A 26,440-nucleotide genomic window follows, 5' to 3' on the forward strand; every position below is an offset into this window, starting at 1 on the left:
TACCGCCAGATACATCCCGCCGAACCCCGGGGGGGTTGGTCTTACCACCAAGGAGAAAACGATGGCATCCATTGTTGTCACGCCGGAACTGATGCGGAACACGGCCTCGAAGTTGAGCCAGCACATCGAACACGCCCAGGCGATCGCCAACCAGTACCTGCACGACCACGAGAACATCCTGGGCGCCTCGACCTGGGACGGCGGAGGTTCCAAGGCGTCGTTCGCCACGGCCGCCCAGATCCACGAAGACATCCAGAAGGTCCTCACCGGCGGCCACCGCCTGACCGAGGGCCTCAACCAGGCCGCTGCCCTGATGGAATCCCACGAATCCCACTCGGAGCACGCCTTCCACTCGCTGTTCGGCGGACAGTCCGCTTAAGCCCTGATCCCTGAACCCGAAAGGACACGATCACATGGACGGCATCACCTATAACCCCGCCGCTGTCGGCGATCACGCCCACAGCGTTGTCAGCAGCGCCGGCACCCTGGACCAGATCCACGCCGACTCGCAGCAGCTCACCCAGGCGCTGACGGAGTACTTCGGTGGCCACGGCGCCACCGGGTTCTTCGAAGCTCAGGCGCAGATGCTGCAGGGCCTGCAGGGCCTGATCGAGACCATCGGCCAGCACGGTTCCACCATCGGTTCGGTGCTCGAAGGCGCCATGTCGACCGACCAGACGATCAGCAGCCTTTTCTGATCTTCCCGAGGTGGGGTGCCCGCACGATCGGTGCGGGTGCCCCACCTCGTTCATTGAAGTGCACTGAGACGACGCGAACCTTGACCGAGGGAACCACGTGCTGACGACGACGCTCGACGGGCTGTGGGTGCTGCAGTCCGTGACCGGCATCGAGCAGCTCTGCCCGGAACTGGGCCTGCGGCCGCTGCTGCCCCGGCTGGACACCGCCGAGCAGGCCCTGCGCCATCCGATCGCCGAGGAGCTGACCGAGATCGGCGCACTCGACGGGCTGGGTGAGGTCGATCCGATGATCCGCGAGTGGCTGACGGTGATCATGCGCCGGGACGTCGCACTGCTGGTGACGCTGAACTTCCCCGGCCGGCCCTACGGCGACCCTGCGCACATGACCCGGGTCTCGATCAACCGATTCGCCTCCTGGTGGGTGGTGCTCGAACGCCACGATCAGGAGGTGCGGCTGTATCCCGCCGGCACCGCCGGTGACCAGGCCTCGGCCGGTGACCTCCTGGTCGGCCAGATCGAGCGGCTCTGCGGAGTCACCGACTCCGCCCCCCTGCGACCGGTCACCCTGGACACCAAGGAGCTGCTCGAGCGGGTCCGGGACCGTGAGGGCCTGCGCAAGTATCTGGCCGACCAGCGACTCGACATCGACCAGCAGCAGACCGTCATGGCGGCCGCCGACCCCGAGGTGTCCGGCCAGGCCAATATCGTCGCGCTGCAACCCGGAGCGGGACCCGAAGATCTGGCCCGGATGGCGATCGGCGACACCGCAGTAATGATCTCGGACACCCCGGCCGGCCGGGTGTGCGTGGAGAACATCGACAACGGCGGCCGGCGCTATCAGATCGTCTCCCCCGGCACCCGAACCGACGTCGCCAATGCGATCCTGCGGCTCATCAGCCGGCTCCCGGCCGGGGCGGACTGGCATTCACACCGACGGGTTGTGTGACAGTGAATTCACATGATCACCATTACCGTGCATTACCGCTGGCCAGCAGAAACTGTGTAAACGAGGTATCTACAACCGTGTTAACATCACGCACGTGACAAGCCCATGGAATAGCCAGAATACGCCTGACGAAGGCGCATCCGGGCGGCGGGATCCGATGACGGGCCACCGCTACCGGGATTCCGTATCGGACTCCATGCGCATTTCCGATCTGGCGACACCCCGCAAGATTCCCCCCGGTTCCGGCTGGCGCAAACTGGTGTATTCGGTGTCGGCAAAAGTCATTAATCCCGGCGAGTCACCGCGCGAGCGGCATTACCGCGATCTGCGTAATCGAATTCGCCGGCACATTCGTCGGCAGTACGTGATCACGCTGGTGTCCGGAAAGGGCGGTACCGGCGTCACAACGATGGCCGCCGCGATCGGCAGCGTGTTCCGGGAATGCCGGCCGGAAAATGTGATCGCGATTGACGCTGTTCCGGGCTTCGGAACGCTCTCGGACCGTATCGACGAGCATCCCCCGGGCGACTACTCGGCCGTTCTGAGCGACACCGATGTTCAGGGATATTCCGACATCCGCGAACACCTCGGGCAAAATGCCGTAGGCCTGGACGTACTGGCCGGCAACCGCACGTCCGACCAGCTCCGCCCGCTCGTCCCGGCCATGTTCAGCGGCGTGTTGTCACGCCTGCGGCGGACCCACAACGTGATCATCGTCGACACCGCGGCCGACCTCGAACACCCCGTCATGAAACCGGTACTGGAGAACACCGACACGCTGGTCTTCGTCTCGGGAATCACCGCGGATCGGTCGCGGCCGGTACTGCGGGCGGTGGACTACCTCGCCGCGCAGGGCTACCACGAGCTGGTGTCGCGGGCCACGGTGATTCTCAACCACTCCGGGCCGGTCGAGGACAGCGCCGCGGTGGCGTACCTGACCGAACGGTTCAGCAAAACCGGTGCCACGGTGGAAGTGATGCCCTACGACGCGCATCTGGCCAAGGGCGGAATCATCGATGTCCACAATGAGGTGAAGAAGAAGACCCGACTGCGACTGTTCGAAATAACCGCCGGTCTGGCCGACAAGTTCGTGCCCGACACCGAAAGGTAAGAACGGTGACCTCTCCGACGCCGGCGAAAGTCGCATTTCCAGCGCGCTGTGCGGTGAGCCTCGCCTACGACAAACACCTGGTATCCCAGGTCTTCCCGGCCGGTATTCCGGTGGAGGAATTCTTCGAGGGAATGGTCGAACTACTCGACGAGGATTTGAAACACCACGGTTTCGACGGTGTGGCACTTCCGCCGGGAAGCTACGAATTGCACAAGGTCAACGGCGTGCGATTGGACATCACCCGCAGCCTCGATGACCTCGGCGTGCAGGACGGCGACACCCTGGTCCTGGTCCCGGTGGTGGGCGGCGACTCCTTCGAGCCCCAGTACGAGTCGCTGTCGAGTGCACTGGCGGCCACGGCCCGCCGGCTGGGAACCCGGCCCGAGGTCCAGTGCCCCGAGTGCGGTCACAAGGCCGACGAGCAGACGGTCTCCCGGCTGCTCAACGTCAAGGTCGACCGGATGTTCGCCCCGGTCACCGCGTTGACGGCAGCGCACACCGCAGTCGGCCTGCTGGCCATGGCGGTGCTGGTGGTCTCGGCGCTGGGAGTGCGCGCCCGCACCTTCAGTGACAGTTGGCCGCCGGCTGCCGTCCTGGTCGGCCTGGGCGCTCTGCTGACGCTCGGCGCAGGCGTGATCCGGCAGAACTGGCCCGCTCGCGACGACCTGTTCAGCGGGTTCGGCTGGCTGGCCGTGATCGCGCTGTCCTGTTCGGCACTGTGCGCGGCACCCGGACCGCTGGGGGCGCCGCACCTGCTGATCGGGGTGACGGTCCTGGCGCTGGGTGCGATCGCCCTGAGCGTTCTGCTGCGTTCGCAGACCGCTGTCACCACCGCCATCGTCACCTCTGCCGGGATCGGCGGGGCGGTGGCGGCGGCACGCATGTGGCATCCGGTGTCCCCGCAGGTGATCGGCATCTGCACCCTGCTGGGTCTGCTGATGCTGCTGCGCATGTCGCCGACGATCGCGCTGTGGGTGGCGCGGGTGCGGCCACCGTACTTCGGCTCGATCACCGGACGCGACCTGTTCGCCCGGCGCGCCAACATGCCGATCGACACGGTCTCCCCGGTCACCCCGGAGGACGAGGACGACGAGGACGACCTGGTCGACATCTCGGCGCGCGGCACCGCGATCGCAGCCTCGGCGCGGTTGATCAACGCGGTGCAGGTCGGGATGTGTGTGGCCATCGCCGCGACACTGCCGATCGCGGTGTGGATGGTGCTGGCGCCGGGATCTGCACGCCAACGCGGTGCGGTGTTGCTGTGCGGTCTGGTCGCGGGCCTGTTCATCACCCAGGGCCGCGGGTTCGCCGGCCGTGTCCAGGCCATCGCCCTGGTCGGCGGGGCGTGTGCTGCCGTGCTCACCGGAATCGTCAAGTACGCGCTGGCCAATCCGGGTGATACCGCCGGGGGGTTCCTGTGGCCGTCGGCCGCCATCGCGGTCTTCGCCGCACTGGGGGTGGCCGCCGGCCTGCTGGTGCCCGAGACCAAGTTCGTCCCCTGGATTCGGCTGGCCGTCGAATGGCTCGAAGTGCTGGCATTCATCGTCGTGGGGGTGCTCGGCGCCTGGCTGGGAGGACTGTTCGTGTGGGTCCGCAACTGAGTCGGCTGGGGACCCGCGCTGCCGCGATCGCCGGCGTGATGCTGCTGGTGAGTCTGTCCGACGGTTCCCCGATGGCGCTGGCGATCGACCCCCCGGTGGTCGATCCCGCGCTGGCCCCGGCCGACGACACACCCGGACCGGACCAGCCGATGCGCCGCTCGAATTCCTGCAGCGTCCCGATCACCGTCAGCAATCCCGACCTCGCCCAACTGGCACCCGGATTCGACACGCTCGGGATTGCCACGGCATGGCAGTACTCCACCGGCCACGGTGTGCCGGTCGCGGTGATCGACACCGGCGTCAGCCCGAACCCACGGCTGCCCGCGATCGCCGGCGGCGACTACATCATGGGCGGCTCCGAGGGCATGGGCGGCCTGCAGGACTGCGACGCGCACGGCACGATCGCCGCGTCGATCATCGCCGCCGCCCCACTCGGCGTGCTGCCGATGCCGCGGCCGATGCCCGAGGTCCCCGCCTTCCCCCCACCGGCCGGGCCCCCGCCGAGTATCGGCGAAGCGCTGCCGCCGGCCGACATTCCCGGCCCGCCCGCCCCGCCACCCATCCCGGTTCCGGTGACCATCACCCAGACCGCGGCGCCGCCACCCCCGCCGCCTCCCCCGCCCGAAGACGGTGCGGTGGCTCCCTCGTCGGGGCCGGCCGATCCCCAGACCGAGGACGACCCGGCCGTCCCGCCGCCCGCACCGGGCGCCCCTGACGGCGTGGTGGGTGTCGCCCCGCACGCGACGATCATCTCGATCCGGCAGTCCTCCCGCGCGTTCGAGCCGGTGCACCCGCAGTTCGGCGGCTACGACGACGAGCACGTCAAGGCCGGCACTCTGGCGACGCTGGCCCGGTCCGTCGTGCACGCGGCCAACCTCGGCGCCAAGGTGATCAACATTTCGGTGACCTCCTGCGTCCCGGCCGCGTCCGGGCTGGATCAGCGGGCGCTGGGTGCGGCGTTGTGGTACGCCGCGACGGTCAAAGACGCCGTCATCATCACCGCGGCCGGCAACGTCGGCGAGGCGGGCTGCGCCGACAACCCGATGTTCAATCCGCTCAACCCGAACGATCCGCGGGACTGGAACCAGGTCAAGGTGATCTCGAGCCCGTCGTGGTTCTCCGACTATGTCCTGTCGGTCGGCGGGGTCGACGCCACCGGGGCGCCGATCGACAAGAGCATGTCCGGCCCGTGGGTCGGAGTGGCCGCCCCCGCCACCCACGTGATGGGCCTGTCCCCGCAAGGCGGTGGACCGGTCAACGCCTACCCGCCGATCAGGGTCGGGGAGAAGAACATGCCGTTCTGGGGCACCAGCTTCTCCGCCGCCTACGTCAGCGGGGTCGCCGCGCTGGTAAGGGCGAAATACCCGCAGCTCACCGCGCACCAGGTGATCAACCGGATCGTGCAGACCGCGCACAATCCACCCGCCGGGGTGGACAACCGGGTCGGCTACGGCCTGGTCGATCCGGTGGCCGCGCTGACGTTCAACGTGCCGCCGGGTGAGCCGCTCACACCCGGGTCGGAGCACCGCGTGCTGACCCCGGCACCCCCGCCGCCACCACCGGACCATCGGGCCCGGACCGTCGCCCTCGGATTCCTCGGAGCGCTGGCCGCCGCGGTCCTGGTCGCCGTCGTCACCGCCCGGATCCGAAGGGCCATCAAGTGAGTCAGGACCGGGTCCGGCTCACCGGTTTCAGCGCCTCGAGCAACCGGCGGCTGGTGTGCGCCCTGGTGATCGCATTGTGCGGGCTGGCGGGCTGGGCGCTGGGCGGGTGGATCGGCGTCGCAGCTGCCGTGGTGCCCGCGGTGCTGTTGGTGCTGGTGCCGTGGTGGGGCCAGCCGGCCTGGTCGTGGGCGCTGCTGCGGTTGCGGCGCGACGCGAAGGCTGCGTGGGCCGAACCGATCACGGTGGCCAACAACCGTTCCGGCGGTGGGGTCCGCATCCAGGACGGCGTGGCCGTGGTGGCGGTACACCTGCTGGGCAGATCCCATGCCGCCACCATCGCCACCGGCTCGGTCAACGTGGAGACCGACAACGTCGTCGACGTCAGCGCCCTGCTGCCGATGCTGCGGCACCCCCTGGGTCTGGTGCTCGAATCGTTGAGCGTCGTCAGCATCGGGGCACGCCGGGCGACCGCGGGCGACTACCCGCGGGTCTACGACACCGAGATCGGCACGCCGCCCTACGCCGGCCAGCGAGAGACCTGGCTGCTGCTGCGGTTGAGCGTTCTGGACAACACCTCGGCGCTGCGCTGGCGCACCACGCTGGGTGCCACCGCCGTGGCCGTCGCGCAGCAGATCGCCGGGTCGTTGCGGTGCGTCGGCCTGCGCACCCGGGTGGCGACGGCCAGCGATCTGGTGGAGCTGGACCGACGGATCGGCGGGGGTTCGTCACTGACCGACGATGCCGTGCGCTGGAAGACGGTGCGCACCGACCGGGGCTGGGTGACCACCTATGCCTACCCGCCCCGCGAGATCAGTGCCGCGCTGCTGGCGCAGGCCTGGACGCTGCCGGTGGACGAGGTGACGCAGAACGTCACGGTGTATCCCGACGGGACGTGTACCGCCACCGTCACACTGCAGACCCCGCAACCGGCCCCCACTCCCCCCGCGACGGTGCTGCGCCGGCTCAACGGCGAACAGGCGGCGGCGCTGGAGGCGAACATGTGCGCGCCGCGGCCGCGACTGCGCGGGCTGCGGTCCGGTCCGCTGCCGGCCGAGCTGCCGATCGAGATCGGCCCATCGGGTGTGCTGATCGGCAAGCTGGCCAACGGTGACCGGCTGATGATGCCGCTGACCGACTCCGGTGAGCTGAGCCGGGTGTTCATCGCCGCCGAAGACCTGATCGCCAAACGGCTCATCATCCGTGCCGCCGGGTCCGGCGAGCGGGTCTGTGTACACACCCGTGACCGGGCGCGCTGGGCCAGCGTCCGGATGCCCGACATCGCGGTGGTCGACGAGTCGCGGCCCACGCCGCGCACCACGGTGAGCGTGGTGGACGGGCCGATCGCGCCGTCTCCGCGTCCGGCCACCGTGATCACCGTGGCGCCGCCCGGCAGCCCGCCGCCGCCACCGGACGCGGTCGAGGTGAGCATCGAGCAGATCGATCGGACCGCGGTGCGGGTTGTCGTCGGCAACAATTCGTGGCTGGCTACGGTGGAACTGTTCCGGGCGGAGAACCGGTACTGCAGTCCGGAGGCGCTGGCGCCGATGTCGTCGCGATGACCTCACCATGACCTCGTATATGCGACAGGGGACGACAGACATTGAGTGACTTGCTGGCAGCCCGGCGGCACTTCGACCGGGCCATGGTGAGTATGGACGCGCGGTACGGCTCGCCTGATGCGTTGGCGGAGTTCGCCGCGGCCACCGAGGCCGATCCGTCCATGGCCGACGCGTGGCTGGGCCGCATCGCGTGCGGCGACACCTCTCTGGAGACACTCACCCGGCTGTACAACAACGGCGACTGGTTGCACAAGGAGACCACCCGGCTCGGCCGGCACCTGGCCGCCCAGATTCCGTTGGGGCCGTATCTGTCGATCACCGTGACCGATGCCTCGCATGTGGGGTTGGCGCTGGCCTCTGCATGGGCGGTTGAGGGCGAGTACGCCCGGGCCGACGCGCTGTTGTCCGATCGCGCGCTGCTGGACAGTTGGGTCAACCACCAGTGGCACCAACTGGCCCGCGCCTACCTGATGTTCCTCACCCAGCGCTGGCCGGATCTGCTGACCGTCGCCGCCGAGGAGCTGCCCGACCGGGCGATCGTCATGCCCGCCGTCACCGCCTCGATCTGCGCGCTGGCCGCCTATGCCGCCGCGCATCTGGGGCAGGGCAGGGTTGCGCTGGACTGGCTGGACCGGGTCGACATCGCCGGGCACATCCACGGCTCGGACCGGTTTCCCCCGGGGGTGCTGACCGCGTCGATCGCACCGAACGAGATCCCTTTGCTGGCAGCGGATCTGGCCTACATCCGCGGCATGGTGCATCGCCAGCTCGGCGAAGAGGAGCAGGCACAGGTCTGGCTGTCCAAGGCCGCGATCAACGGTGTGCTCACCGAGGCGGCCAAAGCCGCACTCGCCGAACCCAAACTGCGCCTGGTGATCACCGAGGAACAGATCATCGACAGCCGCAGCGACCGCTGGGATGCCGAGTCGGCGAAGAGCCGCGCCGAACTCGACGAGCACAACGCCACCGACCGCCGGGCGGAGCTGCTGGCGCAGGGCCGCGCCGAGCTGGAGAAGCAGGTCGGGCTGGCCGAGGTCAAACGCGCGGTCAAGGCGTTGGAGGACCAGCTCGAGATCCGGGCGATGCGGCTGGAGCACGGCCTGCCGGTGGAGGGCCAGACCAACCACATGCTGCTGGTCGGACCGCCGGGCACCGGTAAGACCACCACCGCCGAGGCGCTGGGCAAGATCTACGCCGGCATGGGAATCGTGCGCAACCCCGAGATCACCGAGGTGCGGCGCTCCGACTTCTGCGGCGAGCACATCGGCTCGTCCGGGCCGAAGACCAACGAATTGATCGAAAAGGCTTTGGGCGGAATCCTTTTCATGGACGAGTTCTATTCCCTGGTGGAGCGTCATCAGGATGGGACGCCGGACATGATCGGCATGGAGGCCGTCAACCAGCTGCTGATCGCGCTGGAGAAGCACCGCTTCGACTTCTGTTTCCTGGCCGCCGGATACGAGGACCAGGTCGATGAGTTCTTGACCGTCAACCCCGGTCTGGCCAGCCGGTTCAACCGCAAGATCCGCTTCGAGTCCTACTCGCCGGAGGAGATCGTCGAGATCGGCGAACGCTACGGCTCCAGCCGCGCCACCGAGCTCAATCCCGAGGCGCGCCAACGGTTCCTGGAGATGGTGACCACCATCCGCGGGTACAGCAGCCCGCGCGGCGAGCACGGCATCAACGTCATGCACAACGGCCGGTTCGCCCGCAACGTGATAGAGGAAGCCGAATTGGCCCGTGACACCAGGGTGGCCGCGGCCAAGCGGGCCGGTCACCAGGTGACGATCGATGACCTCAAGACCGTCACCGCCGTCGACATCGACGCCGCGGTGCGCGCGGTGTGCGACACCAAACGCGAGATGGCCGCGCTGAACTGGTAGGCGGATCTCAACAAGCGCCCCGGCCCGTCAACCGACGAACTGGTATCGCACCTCGAGTGCGCGATAGGTGCGCTCGGCCCGACGGTCGCGGGTGAGTAGTACGCGCTGATTCGTCGAGGCGGCCAGGCCGACAAGAGCGTCGTACACAGATCCGCCGACGATGTTGAGGCGCGCGAGGCGGGCGAGTAGATCGCCGGCCGCTCGCGCGTCGAGCCAACACCCGGCCGGGAATGCCTGCGCCAATACCGAGGCGGCCGCTGTGCCATCGAGGCGAAGTGGGAGGGGAAGCCGAGTGAGCACCGAATACGTCTCGAATGCGGCATGGCCCGCTAGCGCAGGGCGATGTTGAACCAACGCTTGGCGGCAGGTTTCGTGGGCCACGTGGGTCGAGTCAAGGGCGGCTACGGCAACACTGGTGTCGCAGGCCCAGCGGTCATCGTTGGACGTCATCGCGAAGCCGGCGCACGTCGTCGTCGGTCAGAGCCGCACCCTCGACCTGGCCGAGCACCGGTAGTCCGTCTCGTGTCTCGATCGGGCGGGCATTCCGCTGAACGGGCTCGATCCGCAGTCCCGATCCGTCCGGAATCAGTTCAAGCGGTGTGTCCGGGGTGATCCCGAGCGCGACCCGCAGCGCTTTCGGGATCACCAGCCGTCCCAGCCTGTCCACAGTCACGCTCATGGCACTAAATTACCATTCAATTGGCAAATTTGATCTCACGGCGGATCCCGCCACGTGGTACCCGGCTCTATCCTGTCGCGATGACACAGGAACGCATCAGAGTTGAGGTCGTCGACGGCATCGCCCACGTGACGCTGGACCGACCGGACAAAATGAACAGCCTTGACCTGCCGATGCTGCACGCGCTGGCAACGGTCCCCGAGCAGCTGGCCCGTGATCGGTCGATCCGCGTGGTGATCCTGCGCGGCGAAGGCCGGGCATTCTGCACCGGTCTGGACTTCGCCGGAGCGAAGCTGTCCGGGCTGGCCGGCGTGCGCAACTTCGGCAAGTTGCCCTGGCAGAAGACCAACCTGTTTCAGCAGGCTTGCTGGGCCTGGCGCGAACTGCCGGTTCCGGTGATCGCCGCGCTGCACGGCCATTGCTACGGCGGAGGCCTGCAGGTGGCGTTGGCCGCCGACTTCCGGATCACGACGCCGGACTGCAAGCTGTCGATCATGGAGGCCAAGTGGGGCCTGATCCCCGACATGACCGGAGCCGTCACGTTGCGTGAGCTGCTGCCCATGGATGTGGCCAAACGCCTGACCATGACCGCAGAGGTGTTCTCGGGTAGCGACGCCCTCGGGTACGGGCTGGTGACCTCGGTTGCCGACGATCCCGTTGCCGCCGCCGCGGATCTGGCCGCACAGCTCGTCGAGCGGTCACCCGATGCGTTGACGGCGACCAAGAAACTGTTCCACTCGACGTGGACCTCGTCGATTCGCCGGACGTTCTGGATCGAATCGGTGTTGCAGCTGCGGCTGCTTCGGGGCCGCAATCACCGCTTGGCACGTAAGGCGGGTCGCGACGGCGGAGCCGTCTGGGAGCCGCGGTCGCTGGGCTGAGCACCAAGGTGTCAGTTGGTGGTCGGTGGTGCTTTGGGTTGGAAGGGCTGGTACCACCACCATTGGGCGCGTTCACCGGTCGGTCCTTTGCAGGGCCGCACCGCTGGTGCGGGTTTCTGCGGGGGGCGGGCCAGGGAAGCGGGCTGCAGTGGTTGGCCGGTGGGGTCGCTGACGACCAGGTGGGTGGCGTCGCCGGTGATGGTGATGCCACCACGGTGATGTAGTCGGTGGTGGTACGGGCGTACCAGCACGAGGTTTGTTGCGATTCGGCAACCTACCCCCGTCGAGGGTGCTGGAGTGTCGCCGGACGCCCGTTCATGACGTGACCAACTGCCGGCGCGAGACGACTCCGGCGGCACCTGGGGGTTCATGGAAGAAGAGTGAATGCCTCGATATGGCGCGGACGCACGGCGGTGAAGTGACGACGGTCGACGGTCGCAATCTCGCTGATGCCCAGCCGTTCTGCCGTGGTCACTACGGAAGCGTCTACGGTGCCGAGCGGCAGGTCTCGGTACCGCGCGACAAGTTCAGCGATCCGCAGCCAATCTCCCGCAGCTACCGGCTCGACGACGAACGCACCGTCGGCCAAGTCGCCGAGGAATCGCACCTCAGGTTCGGTACCCAGCCGGGTGCCCAGTAGGTAGGCCACCTCGGTGATGACGAGTGTCGGGACGATCAACGGACCCGGATGGGTCTGCAGAAGCTCCAGCGACGACGCATGGTGAGCGTCGTCGGCGTCGACGTAGGCATAGAGAGGGCCCGCATCGACAACGATTGCCGCTATGGTCCGACCTCGGCAGCCAAGATCTCCTCGATGCGCTCGGAGATATCGCTTCGGCCGCTACGGCCGGAGGCCGCCGCGTTGAGGCGCCGACGGCCACCGGTCGTGCCGAGGTAAGCCTCAAGCGCTTCACGGCTGACGTCCGAGATGGTCACATTCCGTCGGCTAGCCTCATGCCGCAGGCGGGCATCCAACGCGTCAGGGATCTTGACCGTCGTCCGTTTCATGTATGCCAGCATACCTTAGCTGTCTGTCCATCGCGTATCGGACAGAAATGTCCAAGGCGACCCGGCACTCACCGGGCGTAAGACTCGACTTGGGCGTGATGACCGTGCGAGCGGGCGGCCCGACCATCAGCGGTGACGAGCGGAAGCCCGAGGGTCTCGCTTAGCGCGACAAATGCGCCGTCATACGCGGTCAGGCTGTCGCGCAACTGCCAGATCCGATCCCGAAGCGACTCGTGAGAATACCTCTCGATCGACAGATCCTCGAACTGCTCACGCGCGACGGCGGCCGCATCGGCCGAGAGGGCCTGAATGCGAACCAGGCGACGGATCACACTGAGAAATTCGATATCAATCAGATGCGGAGCGTGCAACTCGGCTGCCCCGCTGATTCGCTGGCGCAAGGCGATGTTGAGCGGGCGCTCGACAAGAATGTCGATCAATGCCGAGGTATCGACGACGATCACGCGTCAGATTCGCCGTCGCGGATCTGACGCAGCACGGCTACCGCCTCGCCCGGTCCGACACCCCAACCTCGTCGTTCATTGCGGCGCAACACATCGGCGATGGCAGGGCGCTCGGCCACCCGGATTGCCTCCCGGAGCAGGTACTCCGACAGGGAAAGCCCGGCAACAGCAGCCTTCGAACGAAGCGCCGAATGAACATCCTCAGGCACATCTCTGATCTGGATCGTGCTCACCGTACCGAGTTTAACATGGGACTTGCATGTATAACATGCAAGTTGCTTTGATTGTGGGCCGGGGCTACGTCACCCGGCGCACAAGTGCGGGAATGATCGATTTGCGCTGGGTTGTCGACCAACTGAGCCGACCTTGGTTGCAAGTTGGCAATCTACCCCCTTCGCGCGGGTGTACGACTCGGCCGCCTATAGGTATTGCCCGCATGACGGGCTTGCCCGTGAACCATTGGGCTACAGTCACTTCGCTGTTCTGACGATGGCGAGGTTGTGGTCATGGAGCGCGGTGATGAGTTCGCGGGTACCGTCGTCGGGTTGTGGCGCCAGTTCGTGGGCGATGGCTGTGCGCACCACGGCCGATACCGGTAGGCGGCGCTCTGCTGCAGCGGTACGTAGCCGGGTCATCTCATCGTCGGTGAGGCGCACGGTGAGGGTTTGGGCCTTTTCGCGGTTGGGGTGGGTGGCCGGTGCGGTCGTGTATTCAGAGCTGTCGACGGCTTCCAGCTCGCGTGCCTCGTTGAGTAGGTTGCTGAGTTCGTTGTTCACGGGTTGTTCCTTTCCCGGTATGTGTTCTGGTCGGTGGCGTTGGCCGGCCAGCAGTTCGCGCCGTATGGCCGGTCCTCGTGGTCAACGACGATGACGACGAGGACTGCGTCTGCGGTCGGCGAGAAGCCGATGAACCGGCTGCTTTTGCCCGAGCGGCGCTTGGGGTCGGGGATGAACCCCACCGCGTCGGGATTGCTGACGGCTTCGGTTGCCATCTCGACGGTGGTACGGTGTTTGTCCCACATATGGGTGACCGCTTCGCTGGGCCAGTGCAACTCGGTCACCCACTCAGTGGGTGACAAATGTATGGCATTTGTGGGCAAGCGTGCGCGCAAGCCATGGGTGGTTCGGGGGTTGGATTCCGGCAAAGACGACTGCCTCGCCTTAAGTATCGCAAATGACACCCCTGTTCGTCATCGAACTCCGACCTCGGTGATCGGCACAATCGTAGAACGCAAAAGCCGCTCCACGATGCTGGTCCACCTTCCCCGGCTCGACGGGTGGGGCCAGAGGCCGCCGGTGAAGAACGAGCCGGTGCTCAGCGGATACGGCGCCGTGGCGATGAACGCCGCGTTGGCCGCATCACTGACGCAGCTACCCGAACAGCTGCGGCAGACGCTCACCTGGGATCGCGGTAAAGAACTGTCCGGGCATGCCCAGTTTCACGTTCGACACCGGGACGAAGGTGTTCTTCGCTGACCCACACTCACCCTGGCAGCGACCAACGAACGAAAACACGAAGGGTCTTCTGCGTCAATATTTCCCGAAGGGAACCCACCTATCCCGCTGGTCCGCCGAAGAACTCGAAGCGGTCGCCCTCGGGCTCAACAACAGGCCACGCAAGGTCCTCAACTGGTAGACTCCCGCCGAAGTCTTTGCCGAGCAACTACACTCGCTTCAACAACCCGGTGTTGTATCGACCGATTGAACTCGTCCGGTTTCCCTCAGCCGTGTCCGCGGTAGATGATGCGCAGCATCTTGAGGTTGAGGCGGGCGAAGCGCCACGCCTGGACGGGCAGGTTCTGGCGTGTCCGCAGCGTGGCATCGGTGGGCAGCGGGGCGTCGGCGATACGTTCTGCGGTCTGAGCGTTCGCGGTGGTGTAGATGTCGTCGTCCACGGCAGGGCCTTTCACTCGGGGATCAGCCACCACAACGGATTGGCCTTGGCCTTGTAGATGAACAGGTGGTGCAGCAGCGCCTTGATCCAGTGGCCGGCCAGCCCGATCTCACCGTAGGTGCCTGCCAGATCGCGGCCGGTCTGCGGGTATTTCACCGGGTCGGGAACGACTGGGAACATCGTCATCGCCGCGGCGGAGCCGTCGCGAAACCCGGCGCCGGCCGATGCCACGCATGCGGCGCCCATGGCCGCCATCGAGGCGTGGTGGGCCGGGGCTTGGCCGCCGCGGGCGATACGGTCGCGGATGGTCTGGGCGACCGTCTTGGCCATGATGCCCGACGGCATGCCGGTGCGTGGCGGGCTGGGGGTGATGACCGTCCCGTTGGGGCTCTTGCGCGGTTGCGAGATCGAGTGCGGTGGGGCGAAGGCGATGCCCGGGGCGAAGATGTTCGGGTAGGCACAGGATTCGTAGGTGCGCGGCCAGTCGTCGGCAGACCACTCCTCGTAGGGCTTGCCCGAGTAATCGGCATCCACCTTCAGGAAACCCGATGGCGCGAACAGAGTGGAGGTGATGTCGGCACCGTCTTTGTCATAGGCGCTCAGGCCGGCACCCCGGAACGGCGGCAGCAGCATCGCGAAGTCGAAGTCGAGGTCGTGCTCGGTACCGTCGAGTTGCTCGTAGCGCAGCTTGCCGTCCATCACCTCGCTCACGTGCGCCTGAGTGATGGCTTTGACGCCACGTTCCCGGAACAGTGACTCGGTCCACAGCCGGCTCGACTGGGTGAAGCCCTTGTCGACGAATTTCATTCCGTCCACACCGAAGTCGCCGAGTTCGTATTCGTTGGTCAGGTAGATGACCTCGGCGAGGTCGCGGACGCCGGCGGCGCGCAGCATGTGCTCGACGTTGAAGGTGTACTCGAAGGCCGCCCCCTCGCACGTGGAGGTGCCGTGCCCGACGCCGATGACCAGACGCTGCTTCTGGCCGGTTTTGAGTTTGGCGACGACTTGGTTGAACGCCTTGGCCGTCTCGGCGGCGTGTGCGGCGGTGCACACCGACCAGGAGTGCCCGTCGGGTCCGAGTCCGGGCGTGGCGGCGAAGTTCAACTTCGGGCCGGTGGCGTTGATGAGGTAGTCGTAGGTGAGGCTGCCGGTCTCGCCGCTACGCACGGGATCGGTGTAGGTGAAGTCCACCGACGGTGACGGCTGCTCGGGGCTGCCCGCGGGATGAATGGTGGTGGCAAACCCCTGATGGAAGCCGATTCCCTTGCGCTTATAGATCGGCTCCAGCGGGATGAGCACCTTCTTCGCCTCCATCCGGCCCACCCCGACCCAGATGTTCGACGGAATGAAGTTCCAGTCCGGCTCGGGCGAGACCACCACGACCTCATGTTTACGGGGGAGCATTCGGCGAAGGTGCATTGCGGCGGTGTGTCCGGCAATTCCGGCACCGAGGATGGCGACTCGGGCCATGAGATCCTCCTGATTTGAGTGGGTTCAGCTTGTCGGCAGGATCATTCTCGAATCCCAGTCTATACCCATCGGGGTATGTATGTCATGACTTTTCGTGCGGATGCGCATCGTCACACGTTCCGCCCTTCAAGAGCGGATCGCGCCTATCGGCAAGCGGGGGTCGACTTCGGCGACGACCGCAGTGCTCGTTCAAACGTCGTGGCTATGCCAAGGCGGTGGAGCAGCAGTTTTGCCGGACACCAGCCGACCATCGCATCGAGCAGCAGGTTGGCACCGACGAACGCGGTGAGTATCCGCCAGCGCCCGTCGAGCAGCTGCCCCAAAGTCAGGCTGGTCAGCACGATGATTCCCGCCATGAGGTGCAGTACCCGTTCCAGTGGCCATCCGGCTGGTTGCGGGATGCCGAATGTCATGCGCCGGGTCGGGGGTGCGTCGTGGCTGTTGTTGTCCTGCATTGGGCTGGAACCTTTCCGGTTTGTTGACGGCTCGGTGACGCATCGCTGACGAACTTCGCGGCGCATCGCCGCTAAGGTGCGTCACCGTTGATCATATACCCGGTAGCGTATATGAGATCATTCTTGTCAATACCCCTATAGGTATATGTGACCTTCCTCACATTTACCAGATCGGTGATCACCCGAAGGGCCGGCGTGGCATTGTCCTAGAGTTGACTTCCGTTGGGGTGCAATGCGATCCAGGCCTGCCATGTGATGTTCACATGTCCGCTCCTCTGCATGGATGCCCGGTGGGGTATCTGTTAGGGTGCAAGCAGTTGCTATGGATCGATTGAGGAGGATCAAGGATGACCACGACAGAGAACGCGCCGATCGTGCAGATGCCCCGCATCGGCGACCCGGCACCGACCTTCACTGCGGTCACCACCCAGGGCGAGATCAACTTCCCCGGCGACTACGCCGGCAAGTGGGTGATCCTGTTCTCCCATCCGGCGGACTTCACGCCGGTGTGCACCAGTGAGTTCGTGACGTTCGCGTCGATGCAGGAGGAGTTCGCCGCCTACAACACAGACCTGGTGGGCCTGTCTGTGGACGGCCTCTACAGCCACATCGCCTGGCTGCGGACGATCAAAGACAAGATCGCCTTCCGCGACATGCGCAACGTCGAGGTCACCTTCCCGCTGATCGACGACGTCTCGATGCAGGTCGCCGGCAAGTACGGAATGATCATGCCAGGGGAAGACACCACGAAGGCTGTGCGCGCGGTCTTCTTCGTCGACCCGCGCGGGACCATCCGGGCGATCATCTACTACCCGCTGAGTATCGGTCGCAACTTCGACGAACTGTTGCGGGTGGTGAAGGCCCTGCAGGCCGCGGACCACTTCGACGTTGCGACACCGGCGGATTGGCGCCCGGGTGAGCCGGTGATCGTGCCGACCGCCGGTTCCTGCGGAACCGCCAAGGAGCGCATGGACGGCGACGTCGAAGGCCTCGACTGCCAGGATTGGTTCTTCTGCACCAAGCAGATCGCCGTACAAGAGGTCGAGGCGGCCATTCGGTCCGGGCAACCTGACGCGTAGGAGCGTGGGGTGCGGGCTGGTTGTGCAACGCTGCCCAGGCGCAGCCGACACCCAGATCTGTCCCGACTGCGATCGGGTCGGTAGTTCCGCCGGGGCGCGGATCCCCCGATGGCGATGGTGCTTGCCCGACCATCACTGCGGAATGTCCCGGCATGGCCGTCGCATTCGCAGGGATCTCAACTCGCACACCCAATGGTGTGCGTGCGCAATGTAACGAGGATGGAAGGTATCGGTATGGTCAAGAAACTACTCATTCTGGGTGCCGGTGTCGGTGGACTCAGCGTCGTCAACGAGCTCAGGGAATCTGGCGCCTCACTCGACGACGTGGATATGACCATCGTCGACCAGGACTTCTCTCATTTCATGGGCTTCACGTTGCCCTGGGTGATGCGTGGGTGGCGTGATCAGGACAGCGTCGCGATCCGGCCCACCGTCGAGGCGTTGTCGGGTGTCCGCACCGTCACTGGTACCGCCCGAACCATCGACCATTTGGCGCACACCGTCACGATGGACGACGGCACCGACGTTCCGTTCGATGCGCTGGTGATCGCCACCGGGGCGCGTAACGCGGTGGACAAGGTGCCCGGATTGGCGGACGCGATGGACCGAGGCGTTGCCGTGCACTACTACGGCATCGAAGCGGCCGGTGCCGCGCACCGCGCCCTGCGGGGCTTCACGGGCGGAAAGCTGGTCTTTCTGATCACATCCCAGCCCTTCCGTTGCCCGGTCGCCCCGTACGAAGGCGCACTGCTGGCTGCGGATCTCCTGCGTGACAGCGGTGCACGAGCGGCAACCCAGATGTCTGTCTACAGCCCCGAAACGCATCCGATGCCCTCAGCAGGCCCCTACGCAGGGCCTGAGCTGGTGGAACTGCTCAAGGGTGCCGGCATCGACTTCCACGGGGAGCGGAACGTGGAACGCGTTGACGGTGACCGCCGAATCATCGAGTTTCACGATGAAACCCAAGCCGAGTTCGACATGCTGGTATTCATCCCCCCGCACGAACCGTCCCTCAGCCTTGACGGGGACGACTGGATCACGGTTGACGTCAACACCATGCAGACCCAGCACCCAGGTATCTTCGCGGTCGGTGACGCCACCTCGATCACCATCCCATCGGGCCGCTCCCTGCCGAAGGCAGCGATCTTCGCCCGAAACGGGGCAAAAACCGCTGCAGAGAACGTGTTGCACTACCTCGGCAAGACCGACCGTGCTGGGGCTCTCTCGGGTGAGGGGTACTGCTACATCGACACCGGTGCGGGCACCTCCGCCCGCGGTGCTGGAGACTTCTTCACCCTTCCGTACCCAGCCATCCATCTGAGCCCACCGTCAGCCGAACTCAACAGCGACAAACACGCCGAGGAGCACCAGTGGCGGGCAGTGTGGGAGCGCCCTGCCGCAACAGCCGGGTAGCCGCGGCGTGAGCCCGCAGTCTCTGCGGGGCCGCTTGGATTCCTGTGCCGGCCAAGGCGACTGTCATCGCGCCTTGGCCGGCACAGCCGTATCAGCACGGGACGGAACGGTACGCAGCATGGACACTCCCGGCCCTGGCATTCTGAAGTCGTCAAGCCACCCGTCGTCAACTGCCGACCACTATCTCCTGGCTCCAGGTGGCTCCACTGATGTCGGTCAGCGTCAATCGGTAACGATGATCAGTGTTCGGGCGTGCGGAGCCGGTGTTCATCGTCAGTTCTGCCTTGGCGCCGAGCGGGACGATGAGACTGTGCGCGCCGGGCTTGACCTTGGCTATGTACCGGTTGGCGATAACGTGTTGCGGCAGTCGGCTCAGCTGGTCGGCGTTTAAATTCACGACCTTCTTGCCCGCGGTGTCGTCGGTGACTGCTACGCCGATGAGAAAAGACCCGTACACGTCGACACCGTCAGTGCGATAGATCGTGAACCGCAGCACGTCGGTATCGATGCGAGCGTCAGATATCTCTATGGTCGGTGCAATCGACTTATTGTGCAGCGGACCATACAAGCCACCGTGAAAATACTGGTTGGTGAAGAGCGTCAAGGACAGCACAGCGATTGACCCGGCGAATACGGCTCTACGGTCGAGTGTCACATCGCCAGAGGTCAGCCAGGAAAACATTCGCGTGCGGGTGAACGCGTTATTCCTTGCCGCCAGGAATCCGTCCAGAGAGTAGTGCCCCCGCCGCTGAGGAACAACAACAGCCCGCCGGCGACGCCGAGAATCCCGATCTGCCATTCGTCCAGGCAGGTGGTACCCAACCATCCGGCACTGATCAAGATTCCGAACGCCAGGGCTGACACGATTACCGCCACGGGCCGGGTGAACAAACCGAGGATCATACAGGCGCCAGCGATGCCCTCGACGATCGTGAATGCGATCATGGCGACGCGAAGCAGGCCCGGTGCGGTCAGAAGATGCTCCATGATCGGCCCGATCCCGATCGAATGAGGCAGGAAATGATTGAACTTCTCACCGACGTAGCCCGGTAGATCTGGATTCAGTTTGTTGGACAGCACGACTCGCCGCCAGAAGGCCGAGAAATACGTCCAGCCGAGGACCAGGCGCACGGGCAGAGCGACCAGTGCGGCGGTAGCGAACGGGGTCTGGGTACGGTCTAAGCCTTCATCAACACTCTTGGCGGGCACGTGTCACGCTTTCTCTGATCGTGTGTGTTATTGCGTTTCCGGATGTTGTGTGGTGCCTGTTTGGTCGCCGGTCGGTGGTGGCAGAACAGCCACCGGGATCGGCGTGGTAGGCGGTGCCATGTCGCGTACCGGTCGGTTGTGCACCCGCTGGGGCCACCAGAACCACCGTCCGAGCAGCGCGGCGGCCGCCGGCGTCAGGAACGATCGCACAATCAGGGTGTCGAACAGCAGCCCGAGCCCGATCGTGGACCCGGCCTGGCCGATCGAATACAGGTCGCTGGCGGCCATCGACATCATCGTGAAGGCGAAGACCAGCCCGGCCGCGGTGACCACTGACCCGGTGCCGCCGATCGAGCGGATGATGCCGGTCTTGATGCCGGTGCGGGTCCCCAGCCCGATCTCCTCCTGAAATCGCAGGACCAACAGCAGGTTGTAGTCGGAACCGACCGCCAGCAGGATGATCACCCCGAACACCGGGGCGATCCAGTTCAGCGGCAGCCCGAGGAGGTGTTGCCAGACCAGCACACTGAGCCCGAACGCCGCGCTCAGTGACAGCAGTACGGTGCCGACGATCACCGCCGCGGCCACCAGCGCTCGGGTGAGTAGCAGCATCACGATGAAGATCAGGGTCACCGCGGCCGTGCCGACGATCAGGATGTCGTAGCGTGAACCGGTCTGGATGTCGTTGTAGACCGCGGCGGTGCCGGTCAGGTAGAACTTGGCGTCGGTCAGCGGCGTGCCCTTGACCGCGTCATGGGCGGCGGCCAGCAGTGGCTCGACGAATGCGATGCCCTTCGGGGTGGCCGGGTCGGCGTCGTAGGTGACGATGAACCGTGCGGCCTTGCCGTCCGGGGACAGGAAGAGCTCCAGCCCCTTCTTGAAGTCAGGATTGTCGAACGCCTCCGGCGGGAGGTAGAAGTAGTCGTCGGACTTCGACGCGTCGAACGCCTGCCCCATCGCCCCGGCAGTGTCGGTCATCCGCGACATCTGGTTGACCAGACCCGAGAAGCTGGAGTGCATGGACAGCAGGCTGCCCTGCATCGATTTCGCGATCGCGATCATCGGATCGAACTGGTCGACGATCTCGGGCAGCACGGCGTCCATGTCCTTGACGTCCTGCAGCAGCGGCTGCATCTTCATGCTGAACTTGTCCATGCCGTCGTAGGCCTCGAAGACCGAACGGGCCGCCCAGCAGACATTGATGTTGAAGCAGTGCTGCTCCCAGTAGACGTAGTTGCGGATCGGGCGGATGACGTCGTCGAAGTCGGCGATGTGGTCGCGGATCTCCTCGACGGTCTCGTCGATCGAGGCCATATCGGCAGACATCCGACCGGTCGTGGCGCCCATCCGGCTGACCAGATCACGCAGTCGGGTCATCGACATGATGGTGCCGTCGAGGTCATTGCTCATTTTGAGCATGTCACTCATCCGGTCGTTCATGAACTGCAGGTTCTCCTGGATCGGCACCGCCTGCATGCTGATCTGGAACGGGATCGAGGTGTGGTCGATCGGGCTGCCCAGCGGTCTGGTGATGCTCTGCACCCGCTCGATGCCGCGGCTGCGGAACATGTTCTTGGCGATCCGGTCCAGCAGGATCATGTCGCTGGGGTTGCGCATGTCGTGGTCGGTCTCGACCATCAGCATGTCCGGGTTCATCCGCGCCGCGCTGAAATGCCGCTCGGCAGCGTCGTAGCCAACATTCGACGGCAGATCCTTCGGGATGTAGTAGCGGTCGTTGAAGCTGATCTTCATCCCCGGCACCGCCAGCATCCCGGCCAGGGTGACCAGCAGGGCGGCGACGAACACCGGTCCGGGCCAACGGACGTTGGCGGTACCGATCCGACGCCAGCCGCGGCCCTCCACCCGCTTGGGGTCCAACGCGGGGGCGGCGACCGCGACGACGGCGGGGGCGACGGTCAGCGCACCGGCGATCACCACCAGCAACCCCAGCGCCGACGGGATACCCAGGGCCTTGAAGTAGGACAACCGGGCGAAATGCAGGCACAGCGAGGCCCCGGCAATGGTCAGGCCCGAACCCAGGATCACATGCCAGGTGCCGCGAAACATCGAATACCAAGCGGTTTCCCGGTCTTCACCGGCGTTGCGCGCCTCGTGGTAGCGACCGATCAGAAAGATCGCGTAGTCGGTGCCGGCGGCGATCGCCAATGATGACAGCATCGCGACCACGAACGTCGAGAAACCCAGCAGGCCCAGATTTCCCAGTAGCGCTACTAGGCCGCGTGCGGTGCCCATCTCGAAGCCCACCATCACCAGCGCAAGCGCCACCGTGGCCGCCGAGCGGTAGACGATCGACAGCATGATGATGATGACCAGACCGGTCACCCCCATCATCGTGAGCATGGAATGGTCGGCGGCCTCGGTCATGTCGGTGGTCAGCGCCGCTTGACCGGTGACATAGACCTTCAGTCCCGGCGGCGGCGGCGGGTCGGCGGCGACGATCTTGCGCACCGCGTCGACCGAGGCATTGCCCAGCGTGCTGCCCTGGTCGCCGGCGGTGTGGATCTGCGCGTAAGCGGCCTTGCCGTCGGTGCTCTGCACACCGGCCGCGGTGATCGGATCCCCCCACAGATTCTGGATGTGCTGGATGTGGGTGTGGTCCTTGTCGAGTTTGGCGATCAGGCCGTCGTAGTAGTGGTGCGCTTCGGGACCGAGCTTCTCGTCGCTCTCCAGCACCAGCATCACCATCGAGTCGGAGTCGAACTCCTCGAATTTCTTACCGATGTGCTTGGCCGCGATCATCGCCGGTGCGTCCTGCGGCGACATGGTCACAGCGTGGGTGCGGGCCACGGACTCGATCGGCGGCACCAGCAGGTTCAGCCCGGCGGTGAGCAGCAGCCAGAAGACGATCAGCGGCCACGCCAGCGTGCGGACCAGCCGCATGTAGGCCGGGCGGCTGGTCCTGTCGTGCGCGCTCATGCGGCCTTCACCAGACAGAACACCTGGGCGTGGTGGCCGGTGACGACGTGCTCATCCTTGATCACGCCGTTGACCGTGATCCGGCAGCCGATCTGATCCCCGTCGCCCTGGGCCACCAGGTTGCCGATCACCGCCGGGCTGGTGGTGATGATCTCATGAGTCCACGGCAAGCCGGTGTACTGAGCCTGCTCGGTCTGGGTGTCCCGGTTCAAGAAGCTCACGCCACCGGCGGTGTCCGCAGGGCCGAAGACCTCGTAGGTGATGTGCTTTTCGTTGATCGACTCGATGATTTCGGATCCCCTGCCACTCCAGCCGAAGATCTCGTCAGCGCCGAACGCGTCGCGTAGATTGACTACGGCCACGGTCCCGGCGACCGCGGCAGCGGCGACCACCAGTGGAACCCACAGGCGTTTGAACAGCGTCAGCATCGACGTTCACCGCCACAGGTTCGCGTGGTTTCAGCGGTGGGCCGTTGCATGGCAGATGAATTGCGCACGTCGGGGGTGTTGGACAGGGTGTGGGTTGGGGCAATGTTTCTACACATTCCAGGAACGACTGGAGGCCGATCCCCGACGGATGTGCCAGGGCGTAGGACTGGCCGTGTCGCCTCAGCGAGTGCCGCCAGCGTCGACGCCGAACGCGTCGGCGCGCCCCATCTCGATCTCACTGTCCCTCCTTGTGGGCCCTCACCGAATACTGGCTCCGTCTTCATTTTCCGGACGCGGTAATGCCAGCCTTGGAGCTGTGTCCCTTGCGTCCGCCACGCTCGAATTATACCCTATAGGGTATAAAGAATGTGAAATGAGTTGTCCGAAGCCAGAGAAAGCCCCTACCGGTACGGGTATATTACAGTTCAGGCGCAGCGTGCCAGACGTCGGTGCGGAACTCATGCGGAAGTGCTGGATTGAGGGTCCGCCAGCGTCTGGGCGAAGGACGTTTCCAGCTGCTGACGACCGGCACCGCGCGATCTGGCTTGGCGTAAGGAGGGCTGCACGCGATATGTCTCAATCGGGGAGATGTTTGGCCGGTGTGGGTGCTGCTGCATTGCTGACGCTCGGCGTGGTCGGCGCCTGGCTGTCGCCCGCGGCAGTGGCGGATTCCACTGACGACTACCCGATACCTCGTCGGATCATCACTACAACCTGTACCGCTGAGCAGCTCTTAGCTGCGGCTCGCGACCACACGCCGGTGTACTACGAGCGCTACATCATCGATATGCACAACCACCCGCCGGAAATCCAACGAGCAGCGCAAGACGAAATCCACCGATTCTTCGCCATGGCGCCAGCGCAGCGCAGGGCAACATCTGAGGACTGGGCAACGCACCTGGCGGACCCGCTGACCGCAAGTTGGCCCAATTGGGGGAAGCTGTTCTTCAACAATAAGGGTGTGGTGGCCAAAACAGCCCAATCCTGCGGTCAATACCCGCCGGGTGACGACTCCGTCTGGGGCTGAGGGGAACGGCGAGCACATGAAGATCATCAGTCTTACCGCGGCCATCGCCACAGCGGCATCCCTGGCGGCGCCGGCGCACGCCGACACTGACAGCGACTTCGTCGGACAATTGCACACTTACGGCATCTACGGCCCACACGACTACGACGCCTGGCTCGGCAAGATCGTCTGTGAACGACAGCGAAACGGCATAGACGCCAGCCCCGGCCGCGCCGCGGCTTTTATCGCCGACAACCTCCCGACGGGCACCGATCGGAGTCGGTCATGGCAATTCCTCGCGACCGCGATCGCGTTCTACTGCCCGGACCGAGCAGGCCTCATACATGACGCACCGGTGGCGGTGGGCACGGCCTGAACGCAGGCGAGGTATGCCCGCGGTCGCGGTCACGAGCGCCCGGGAGCCAGAACGTCGACACGGGTTTGACGATCGAGGGCAGAAGCAACAACCGAGACCGGGAGAAATCCCCGGCCTGCGAGCGTCGGGAACCTGCCTACGATGAACTCGCTCGGATCAGCGTGTCGATGGCGGCACGCAATTTGGTGGTCGCTTCGTCGGCTATCTCCTGCAAGCCCGTCTGACTGGTCGTCTGGGTCATCACGGTGGGGTCCATCGCCTCGACGAGGACACCTCCGGCGGGGCCGGCAGGATCGCATCGCACCACGACATTGCACGGCATCAACTGTCCGATGTGACGGTCCACGTCTAGGGCGCGTTGAGCCAGCGCCGGGTTACAGGCTCCGAGGATTAGGTAATCCTCCATGTCATACTCAAGTTTCTGCTTCAACGTCGCCGTGAGGTCGATCGTCGTCAGCACACCGAAACCCTGATCCGCCAACGCCTCAATGGTGCGCTTGACTACATCGCCAAACGGTGCGTGCACCGTCGCGCTCAATCCGGCTGTCATCACTCCTCCTGATCCGCGAATCCCGCTACGGCTAGGCCATGCTCAGGCCAGTGCCAAAAAAAGCTTCTCCAGCTTCGCCTCCGACAGTGACGGTTCGCCATCTGGACCGCTGCCGGCGATGCAGTCGCGCAGCCCAGCTGCGACGATCTTGAACCCCGCACGGTCAAGGGCGCGCGACACCGCCGCCAGTTGAGTGACCACGTCCTCGCACGCACGGCCCTGTTCGATCATGGCGATGACGCCACCGAGTTGGCCTTGCGCCCGGCGCAGCCTGTTGAGTACCGCCGTCACACTGTCCTGATCGCCAGCCAATTTCTCTCTCCTCAATCCACTCGACCAATGATAGTACCCGCCGGGGTATGAAGATGGCCGTCCAGGTGCCAATGCACACCTCGACTATACCTATGCGGGTACTGGTATACTCTGTTCATGAGCGAAAAAGGCCACTATCACGATGTGCTTGACGAACTCAACCCGCAGCACCGCGCTTTGCGTCAGATGATCCCCGGGGTCTACCGCGGCTTTGGTGAGATGAGCAGTGCCGCACTGACCGACGGCGCGCTGGACAAGAAATTCAAGGAACTCATCGCTGTGGCCATTGGGGTCGTCGCCGGTTGCGATGGCTGCATCGCCTCGCACACTCAGGGCGCGGCACGGGCTGGAGCGACGAAGGAAGAAGCCGCCGAAGCAATCGGGGTCAGCATCCTGATGCACGGTGGACCCGCCACGATCTACGGTGCGCGGGCATATCAAGCGTTCTGCGAGTTCGCCGATGCAGACGCCTCAATGGGGTCCGCCTAAGGCGCAGCGCGGTCCTGCTCTGCTGACTGAGGGCGAAACGCCCCCGGGGTGTCTATAGGCCGACGCTGACAGCCCCGCACGGGCGGACGCAAAGATCCCCCAATGCCGAATCGGGTCTGACGTTGGTCTGACGCCCACAACGTTCACCGTGATTGGAGTCTTGATGTGCTACCCCGTCAGTTGCCCATTTTGCTGCAAGGTCACCTGGGCGGGGTGCGGCTTGCATGCCGACAGCGTCATGCGGTCGGTGCCGGCGAGTCAACGGTGCACCTGCAGGAGCGAGGCGCTGCAGGATGAGACGCCTCGATACCAGTGAAGAAAGTCCTCAC

At 65.3% G+C, this 26,440-nt stretch carries 30 protein-coding genes and 3 pseudogenes; 16 read left to right on the forward strand and 17 right to left on the reverse strand.

Translation table 11 applies throughout. The features are described 5' to 3' along the window. Positions 1-61 precede the first annotated feature (61 nt). The 8 genes from K6T84_RS10630 to eccA all read left to right on the forward strand — a co-directional run bounded on the left by K6T84_RS10630 (position 62) and on the right by eccA (position 9,462). A complete protein-coding gene (locus tag K6T84_RS10630) occupies positions 62-379 on the forward strand; it encodes a WXG100 family type VII secretion target (protein ID WP_224863866.1) in 318 nt (105 codons plus the stop codon). A 34-nt stretch (positions 380-413) separates the two neighbouring features. Then, positions 414-698: a WXG100 family type VII secretion target gene (locus tag K6T84_RS10635; RefSeq protein ID WP_224863865.1), complete on the forward strand. Its 285-nt coding sequence runs from the start codon at positions 414-416 to the stop codon at positions 696-698. 97 nt (positions 699-795) lie between these two features. Continuing rightward, the gene (locus tag K6T84_RS10640; RefSeq protein WP_224863864.1) at positions 796-1,644 is read left to right on the forward strand and encodes an ESX secretion-associated protein EspG; all 849 of its coding nucleotides are present in this window, start codon (positions 796-798) and stop codon (positions 1,642-1,644) included. Between the two features lie 94 nt (positions 1,645-1,738). Next, positions 1,739-2,755 carry a MinD/ParA family ATP-binding protein gene (locus K6T84_RS10645; protein ID WP_225401008.1) on the forward strand — a complete coding sequence of 339 codons (1,017 nt, stop codon included), beginning with the start codon at positions 1,739-1,741 and terminating at the stop codon, positions 2,753-2,755. Between the two features lie 5 nt (positions 2,756-2,760). Next, complete coding sequence (gene eccD / locus K6T84_RS10650) at positions 2,761-4,356, forward strand: type VII secretion integral membrane protein EccD (protein WP_224863862.1); 1,596 nt, start codon at positions 2,761-2,763, stop codon at positions 4,354-4,356. A 38-nt stretch (positions 4,357-4,394) separates the two neighbouring features. Continuing rightward, positions 4,395-6,020 carry a type VII secretion-associated serine protease mycosin gene (gene mycP, locus K6T84_RS10655; protein WP_408066092.1) on the forward strand — a complete coding sequence of 542 codons (1,626 nt, stop codon included), beginning with the start codon at positions 4,395-4,397 and terminating at the stop codon, positions 6,018-6,020. Then, complete coding sequence (gene eccE / locus K6T84_RS10660; protein WP_224863860.1) at positions 6,017-7,579, forward strand: type VII secretion protein EccE; 1,563 nt, start codon at positions 6,017-6,019, stop codon at positions 7,577-7,579. The genes mycP and eccE overlap by 4 nt, the downstream gene beginning before the upstream one ends. Positions 7,580-7,662: 83 nt before the next feature. Further along, a complete protein-coding gene (gene eccA / locus K6T84_RS10665; RefSeq protein ID WP_224865609.1) occupies positions 7,663-9,462 on the forward strand; it encodes a type VII secretion AAA-ATPase EccA in 1,800 nt (599 codons plus the stop codon). A 27-nt stretch (positions 9,463-9,489) separates the two neighbouring features. Here the strand turns inward: eccA and K6T84_RS10670 are convergent, their stop codons facing one another. Further along, positions 9,490-9,912 carry a type II toxin-antitoxin system VapC family toxin gene (locus K6T84_RS10670; RefSeq protein WP_224863859.1) on the reverse strand — a complete coding sequence of 141 codons (423 nt, stop codon included), beginning with the start codon at positions 9,910-9,912 and terminating at the stop codon, positions 9,490-9,492. Beyond that, positions 9,896-10,141 (reverse strand): AbrB/MazE/SpoVT family DNA-binding domain-containing protein, encoded by a 246-nt coding sequence (locus tag K6T84_RS10675; protein WP_224863858.1) that lies wholly within the window; start codon positions 10,139-10,141, stop codon positions 9,896-9,898. The genes K6T84_RS10670 and K6T84_RS10675 overlap by 17 nt, the downstream gene beginning before the upstream one ends. Positions 10,142-10,221: 80 nt before the next feature. Between K6T84_RS10675 and K6T84_RS10680 the strand changes: the two genes are divergently transcribed. After that, on the forward strand, positions 10,222-11,022 hold the full coding sequence (locus K6T84_RS10680) for a crotonase/enoyl-CoA hydratase family protein (protein ID WP_225401009.1): 801 nt from the start codon (positions 10,222-10,224) through the stop codon (positions 11,020-11,022). 11 nt (positions 11,023-11,033) lie between these two features. Here K6T84_RS10680 and K6T84_RS10685 read toward each other — a convergent pair. The 7 genes and pseudogenes from K6T84_RS10685 to K6T84_RS10715 form a co-directional block, all read right to left on the reverse strand. Further along, positions 11,034-11,282 (reverse strand): annotated as a pseudogene (locus K6T84_RS10685) (hypothetical protein); the annotation flags it as partial. Positions 11,283-11,389: 107 nt separating this feature from the next. Then, positions 11,390-11,806, reverse strand: coding sequence for a type II toxin-antitoxin system VapC family toxin (locus tag K6T84_RS10690; protein WP_329786678.1), 417 nt, complete (start codon positions 11,804-11,806; stop codon positions 11,390-11,392). After that, positions 11,803-12,030: a ribbon-helix-helix domain-containing protein gene (locus K6T84_RS10695; protein WP_224863856.1), complete on the reverse strand. Its 228-nt coding sequence runs from the start codon at positions 12,028-12,030 to the stop codon at positions 11,803-11,805. Before K6T84_RS10695 ends, K6T84_RS10690 begins: the two co-directional genes overlap by 4 nt. 68 nt (positions 12,031-12,098) lie before the next feature. Beyond that, complete coding sequence (locus tag K6T84_RS10700; protein WP_224863855.1) at positions 12,099-12,494, reverse strand: type II toxin-antitoxin system VapC family toxin; 396 nt, start codon at positions 12,492-12,494, stop codon at positions 12,099-12,101. After that, positions 12,491-12,727, reverse strand: a complete 237-nt coding sequence (locus K6T84_RS10705) for a FitA-like ribbon-helix-helix domain-containing protein (RefSeq protein ID WP_224863854.1) — start codon at positions 12,725-12,727, stop codon at positions 12,491-12,493. Before K6T84_RS10705 ends, K6T84_RS10700 begins: the two co-directional genes overlap by 4 nt. 237 nt (positions 12,728-12,964) lie before the next feature. Then, positions 12,965-13,270 carry a ribbon-helix-helix protein, CopG family gene (locus K6T84_RS10710; protein WP_149773518.1) on the reverse strand — a complete coding sequence of 102 codons (306 nt, stop codon included), beginning with the start codon at positions 13,268-13,270 and terminating at the stop codon, positions 12,965-12,967. After that, positions 13,267-13,554 (reverse strand): transposase, encoded by a 288-nt coding sequence (locus K6T84_RS10715; protein WP_225401010.1) that lies wholly within the window; start codon positions 13,552-13,554, stop codon positions 13,267-13,269. The genes K6T84_RS10710 and K6T84_RS10715 overlap by 4 nt, the downstream gene beginning before the upstream one ends. 145 nt (positions 13,555-13,699) lie before the next feature. Here K6T84_RS10715 and K6T84_RS10720 point away from each other — a divergent pair. Beyond that, positions 13,700-14,198 (forward strand): annotated as a pseudogene (locus K6T84_RS10720) (IS30 family transposase); the annotation flags it as partial. A 16-nt stretch (positions 14,199-14,214) separates the two neighbouring features. Here the strand turns inward: K6T84_RS10720 and K6T84_RS10725 are convergent. From K6T84_RS10725 to K6T84_RS10735, 3 genes are all read right to left on the reverse strand, one after another. Then, positions 14,215-14,403, reverse strand: a complete 189-nt coding sequence (locus K6T84_RS10725) for a hypothetical protein (RefSeq protein ID WP_220696935.1) — start codon at positions 14,401-14,403, stop codon at positions 14,215-14,217. Beyond that, a complete protein-coding gene (locus K6T84_RS10730; protein WP_149773517.1) occupies positions 14,400-15,857 on the reverse strand; it encodes an NAD(P)/FAD-dependent oxidoreductase in 1,458 nt (485 codons plus the stop codon). Before K6T84_RS10730 ends, K6T84_RS10725 begins: the two co-directional genes overlap by 4 nt. Positions 15,858-16,000: 143 nt before the next feature. Then, a complete protein-coding gene (locus K6T84_RS10735; protein ID WP_225401011.1) occupies positions 16,001-16,312 on the reverse strand; it encodes a YgaP family membrane protein in 312 nt (103 codons plus the stop codon). Between the two features lie 347 nt (positions 16,313-16,659). Here K6T84_RS10735 and K6T84_RS10740 point away from each other — a divergent pair, with 347 nt between their 5' ends. Next, entirely contained in the window at positions 16,660-17,391 is a 732-nt protein-coding gene (locus K6T84_RS10740) for a peroxiredoxin (RefSeq protein ID WP_372585098.1), read from the forward strand. Positions 17,392-17,625: 234 nt separating this feature from the next. After that, complete coding sequence (locus K6T84_RS10745) at positions 17,626-18,804, forward strand: NAD(P)/FAD-dependent oxidoreductase (RefSeq protein ID WP_149773516.1); 1,179 nt, start codon at positions 17,626-17,628, stop codon at positions 18,802-18,804. A 166-nt stretch (positions 18,805-18,970) separates the two neighbouring features. On the opposite strand, the pseudogene K6T84_RS23890 reads toward K6T84_RS10745, so the two are convergent. The 3 genes and pseudogenes from K6T84_RS23890 to K6T84_RS10765 all read right to left on the reverse strand — a co-directional run bounded on the left by K6T84_RS23890 (position 18,971) and on the right by K6T84_RS10765 (position 23,378). Beyond that, positions 18,971-20,013, reverse strand: a pseudogene (locus K6T84_RS23890) (TQO small subunit DoxD). Between the two features lie 27 nt (positions 20,014-20,040). After that, complete coding sequence (locus K6T84_RS10760; protein ID WP_188108935.1) at positions 20,041-22,950, reverse strand: MMPL/RND family transporter; 2,910 nt, start codon at positions 22,948-22,950, stop codon at positions 20,041-20,043. Continuing rightward, positions 22,947-23,378 (reverse strand): MmpS family transport accessory protein, encoded by a 432-nt coding sequence (locus K6T84_RS10765; RefSeq protein ID WP_149773515.1) that lies wholly within the window; start codon positions 23,376-23,378, stop codon positions 22,947-22,949. The genes K6T84_RS10760 and K6T84_RS10765 overlap by 4 nt, the downstream gene beginning before the upstream one ends. 571 nt (positions 23,379-23,949) lie before the next feature. On the opposite strand from K6T84_RS10765, the gene K6T84_RS10770 reads away from it, so the two are divergent. Beyond that, complete coding sequence (locus tag K6T84_RS10770; RefSeq protein ID WP_149773514.1) at positions 23,950-24,405, forward strand: DUF5078 domain-containing protein; 456 nt, start codon at positions 23,950-23,952, stop codon at positions 24,403-24,405. Between the two features lie 16 nt (positions 24,406-24,421). Next, complete coding sequence (locus tag K6T84_RS10775) at positions 24,422-24,760, forward strand: DUF732 domain-containing protein (RefSeq protein ID WP_149773513.1); 339 nt, start codon at positions 24,422-24,424, stop codon at positions 24,758-24,760. 136 nt (positions 24,761-24,896) lie between these two features. Here K6T84_RS10775 and K6T84_RS10780 read toward each other — a convergent pair whose 3' ends face one another. Together K6T84_RS10780 and K6T84_RS10785 are read right to left on the reverse strand one after the other, a co-directional pair. Then, positions 24,897-25,310, reverse strand: a complete 414-nt coding sequence (locus K6T84_RS10780; protein ID WP_202374931.1) for a DUF302 domain-containing protein — start codon at positions 25,308-25,310, stop codon at positions 24,897-24,899. 42 nt (positions 25,311-25,352) lie between these two features. Then, complete coding sequence (locus K6T84_RS10785; protein ID WP_149773147.1) at positions 25,353-25,622, reverse strand: metal-sensitive transcriptional regulator; 270 nt, start codon at positions 25,620-25,622, stop codon at positions 25,353-25,355. Positions 25,623-25,739: 117 nt separating this feature from the next. Here K6T84_RS10785 and K6T84_RS10790 point away from each other — a divergent pair, with 117 nt between their 5' ends. Then, positions 25,740-26,111 carry a carboxymuconolactone decarboxylase family protein gene (locus tag K6T84_RS10790; RefSeq protein WP_149773148.1) on the forward strand — a complete coding sequence of 124 codons (372 nt, stop codon included), beginning with the start codon at positions 25,740-25,742 and terminating at the stop codon, positions 26,109-26,111. 163 nt (positions 26,112-26,274) lie between these two features. Beyond that, entirely contained in the window at positions 26,275-26,427 is a 153-nt protein-coding gene (locus tag K6T84_RS23980) for a DUF8730 family Cys-rich protein (RefSeq protein ID WP_491562382.1), read from the forward strand. The last annotated feature ends 13 nt before the right edge of the window (positions 26,428-26,440 follow it).

The organism is Mycobacterium zoologicum (genome assembly GCF_020181635.2).
Classification (GTDB): Bacteria; Actinomycetota; Actinomycetes; order Mycobacteriales; family Mycobacteriaceae; genus Mycobacterium; species Mycobacterium zoologicum.

Coding starts and splice junctions, on each gene's coding strand:
- eccA (WP_224865609.1), top strand. CDS start 7,663: ATGGTGAGTATGGACGCGCGGTACGGCTCGCCTGATGCGTTGGCGGAG.
- K6T84_RS10760 (WP_188108935.1), bottom strand. CDS start 22,950: ATGAGCGCGCACGACAGGACCAGCCGCCCGGCCTACATGCGGCTGGTC.
- K6T84_RS10775 (WP_149773513.1), top strand. CDS start 24,422: ATGAAGATCATCAGTCTTACCGCGGCCATCGCCACAGCGGCATCCCTG.
- K6T84_RS10695 (WP_224863856.1), bottom strand. CDS start 12,030: ATGAAACGGACGACGGTCAAGATCCCTGACGCGTTGGATGCCCGCCTG.
- K6T84_RS10780 (WP_202374931.1), bottom strand. CDS start 25,310: ATGACAGCCGGATTGAGCGCGACGGTGCACGCACCGTTTGGCGATGTA.
- K6T84_RS10790 (WP_149773148.1), top strand. CDS start 25,740: ATGAGCGAAAAAGGCCACTATCACGATGTGCTTGACGAACTCAACCCG.
- K6T84_RS10680 (WP_225401009.1), top strand. CDS start 10,222: ATGACACAGGAACGCATCAGAGTTGAGGTCGTCGACGGCATCGCCCAC.
- mycP (WP_408066092.1), top strand. CDS start 4,395: ATGCTGCTGGTGAGTCTGTCCGACGGTTCCCCGATGGCGCTGGCGATC.
- K6T84_RS10745 (WP_149773516.1), top strand. CDS start 17,626: ATGGTCAAGAAACTACTCATTCTGGGTGCCGGTGTCGGTGGACTCAGC.
- K6T84_RS10730 (WP_149773517.1), bottom strand. CDS start 15,857: ATGGCCCGAGTCGCCATCCTCGGTGCCGGAATTGCCGGACACACCGCC.
- K6T84_RS10765 (WP_149773515.1), bottom strand. CDS start 23,378: ATGCTGACGCTGTTCAAACGCCTGTGGGTTCCACTGGTGGTCGCCGCT.
- K6T84_RS23980 (WP_491562382.1), top strand. CDS start 26,275: ATGTGCTACCCCGTCAGTTGCCCATTTTGCTGCAAGGTCACCTGGGCG.
- K6T84_RS10630 (WP_224863866.1), top strand. CDS start 62: ATGGCATCCATTGTTGTCACGCCGGAACTGATGCGGAACACGGCCTCG.
- K6T84_RS10635 (WP_224863865.1), top strand. CDS start 414: ATGGACGGCATCACCTATAACCCCGCCGCTGTCGGCGATCACGCCCAC.
- K6T84_RS10675 (WP_224863858.1), bottom strand. CDS start 10,141: ATGAGCGTGACTGTGGACAGGCTGGGACGGCTGGTGATCCCGAAAGCG.
- K6T84_RS10770 (WP_149773514.1), top strand. CDS start 23,950: ATGTCTCAATCGGGGAGATGTTTGGCCGGTGTGGGTGCTGCTGCATTG.
- K6T84_RS10735 (WP_225401011.1), bottom strand. CDS start 16,312: ATGCAGGACAACAACAGCCACGACGCACCCCCGACCCGGCGCATGACA.
- K6T84_RS10670 (WP_224863859.1), bottom strand. CDS start 9,912: ATGACGTCCAACGATGACCGCTGGGCCTGCGACACCAGTGTTGCCGTA.
- K6T84_RS10740 (WP_372585098.1), top strand. CDS start 16,660: ATGACCACGACAGAGAACGCGCCGATCGTGCAGATGCCCCGCATCGGC.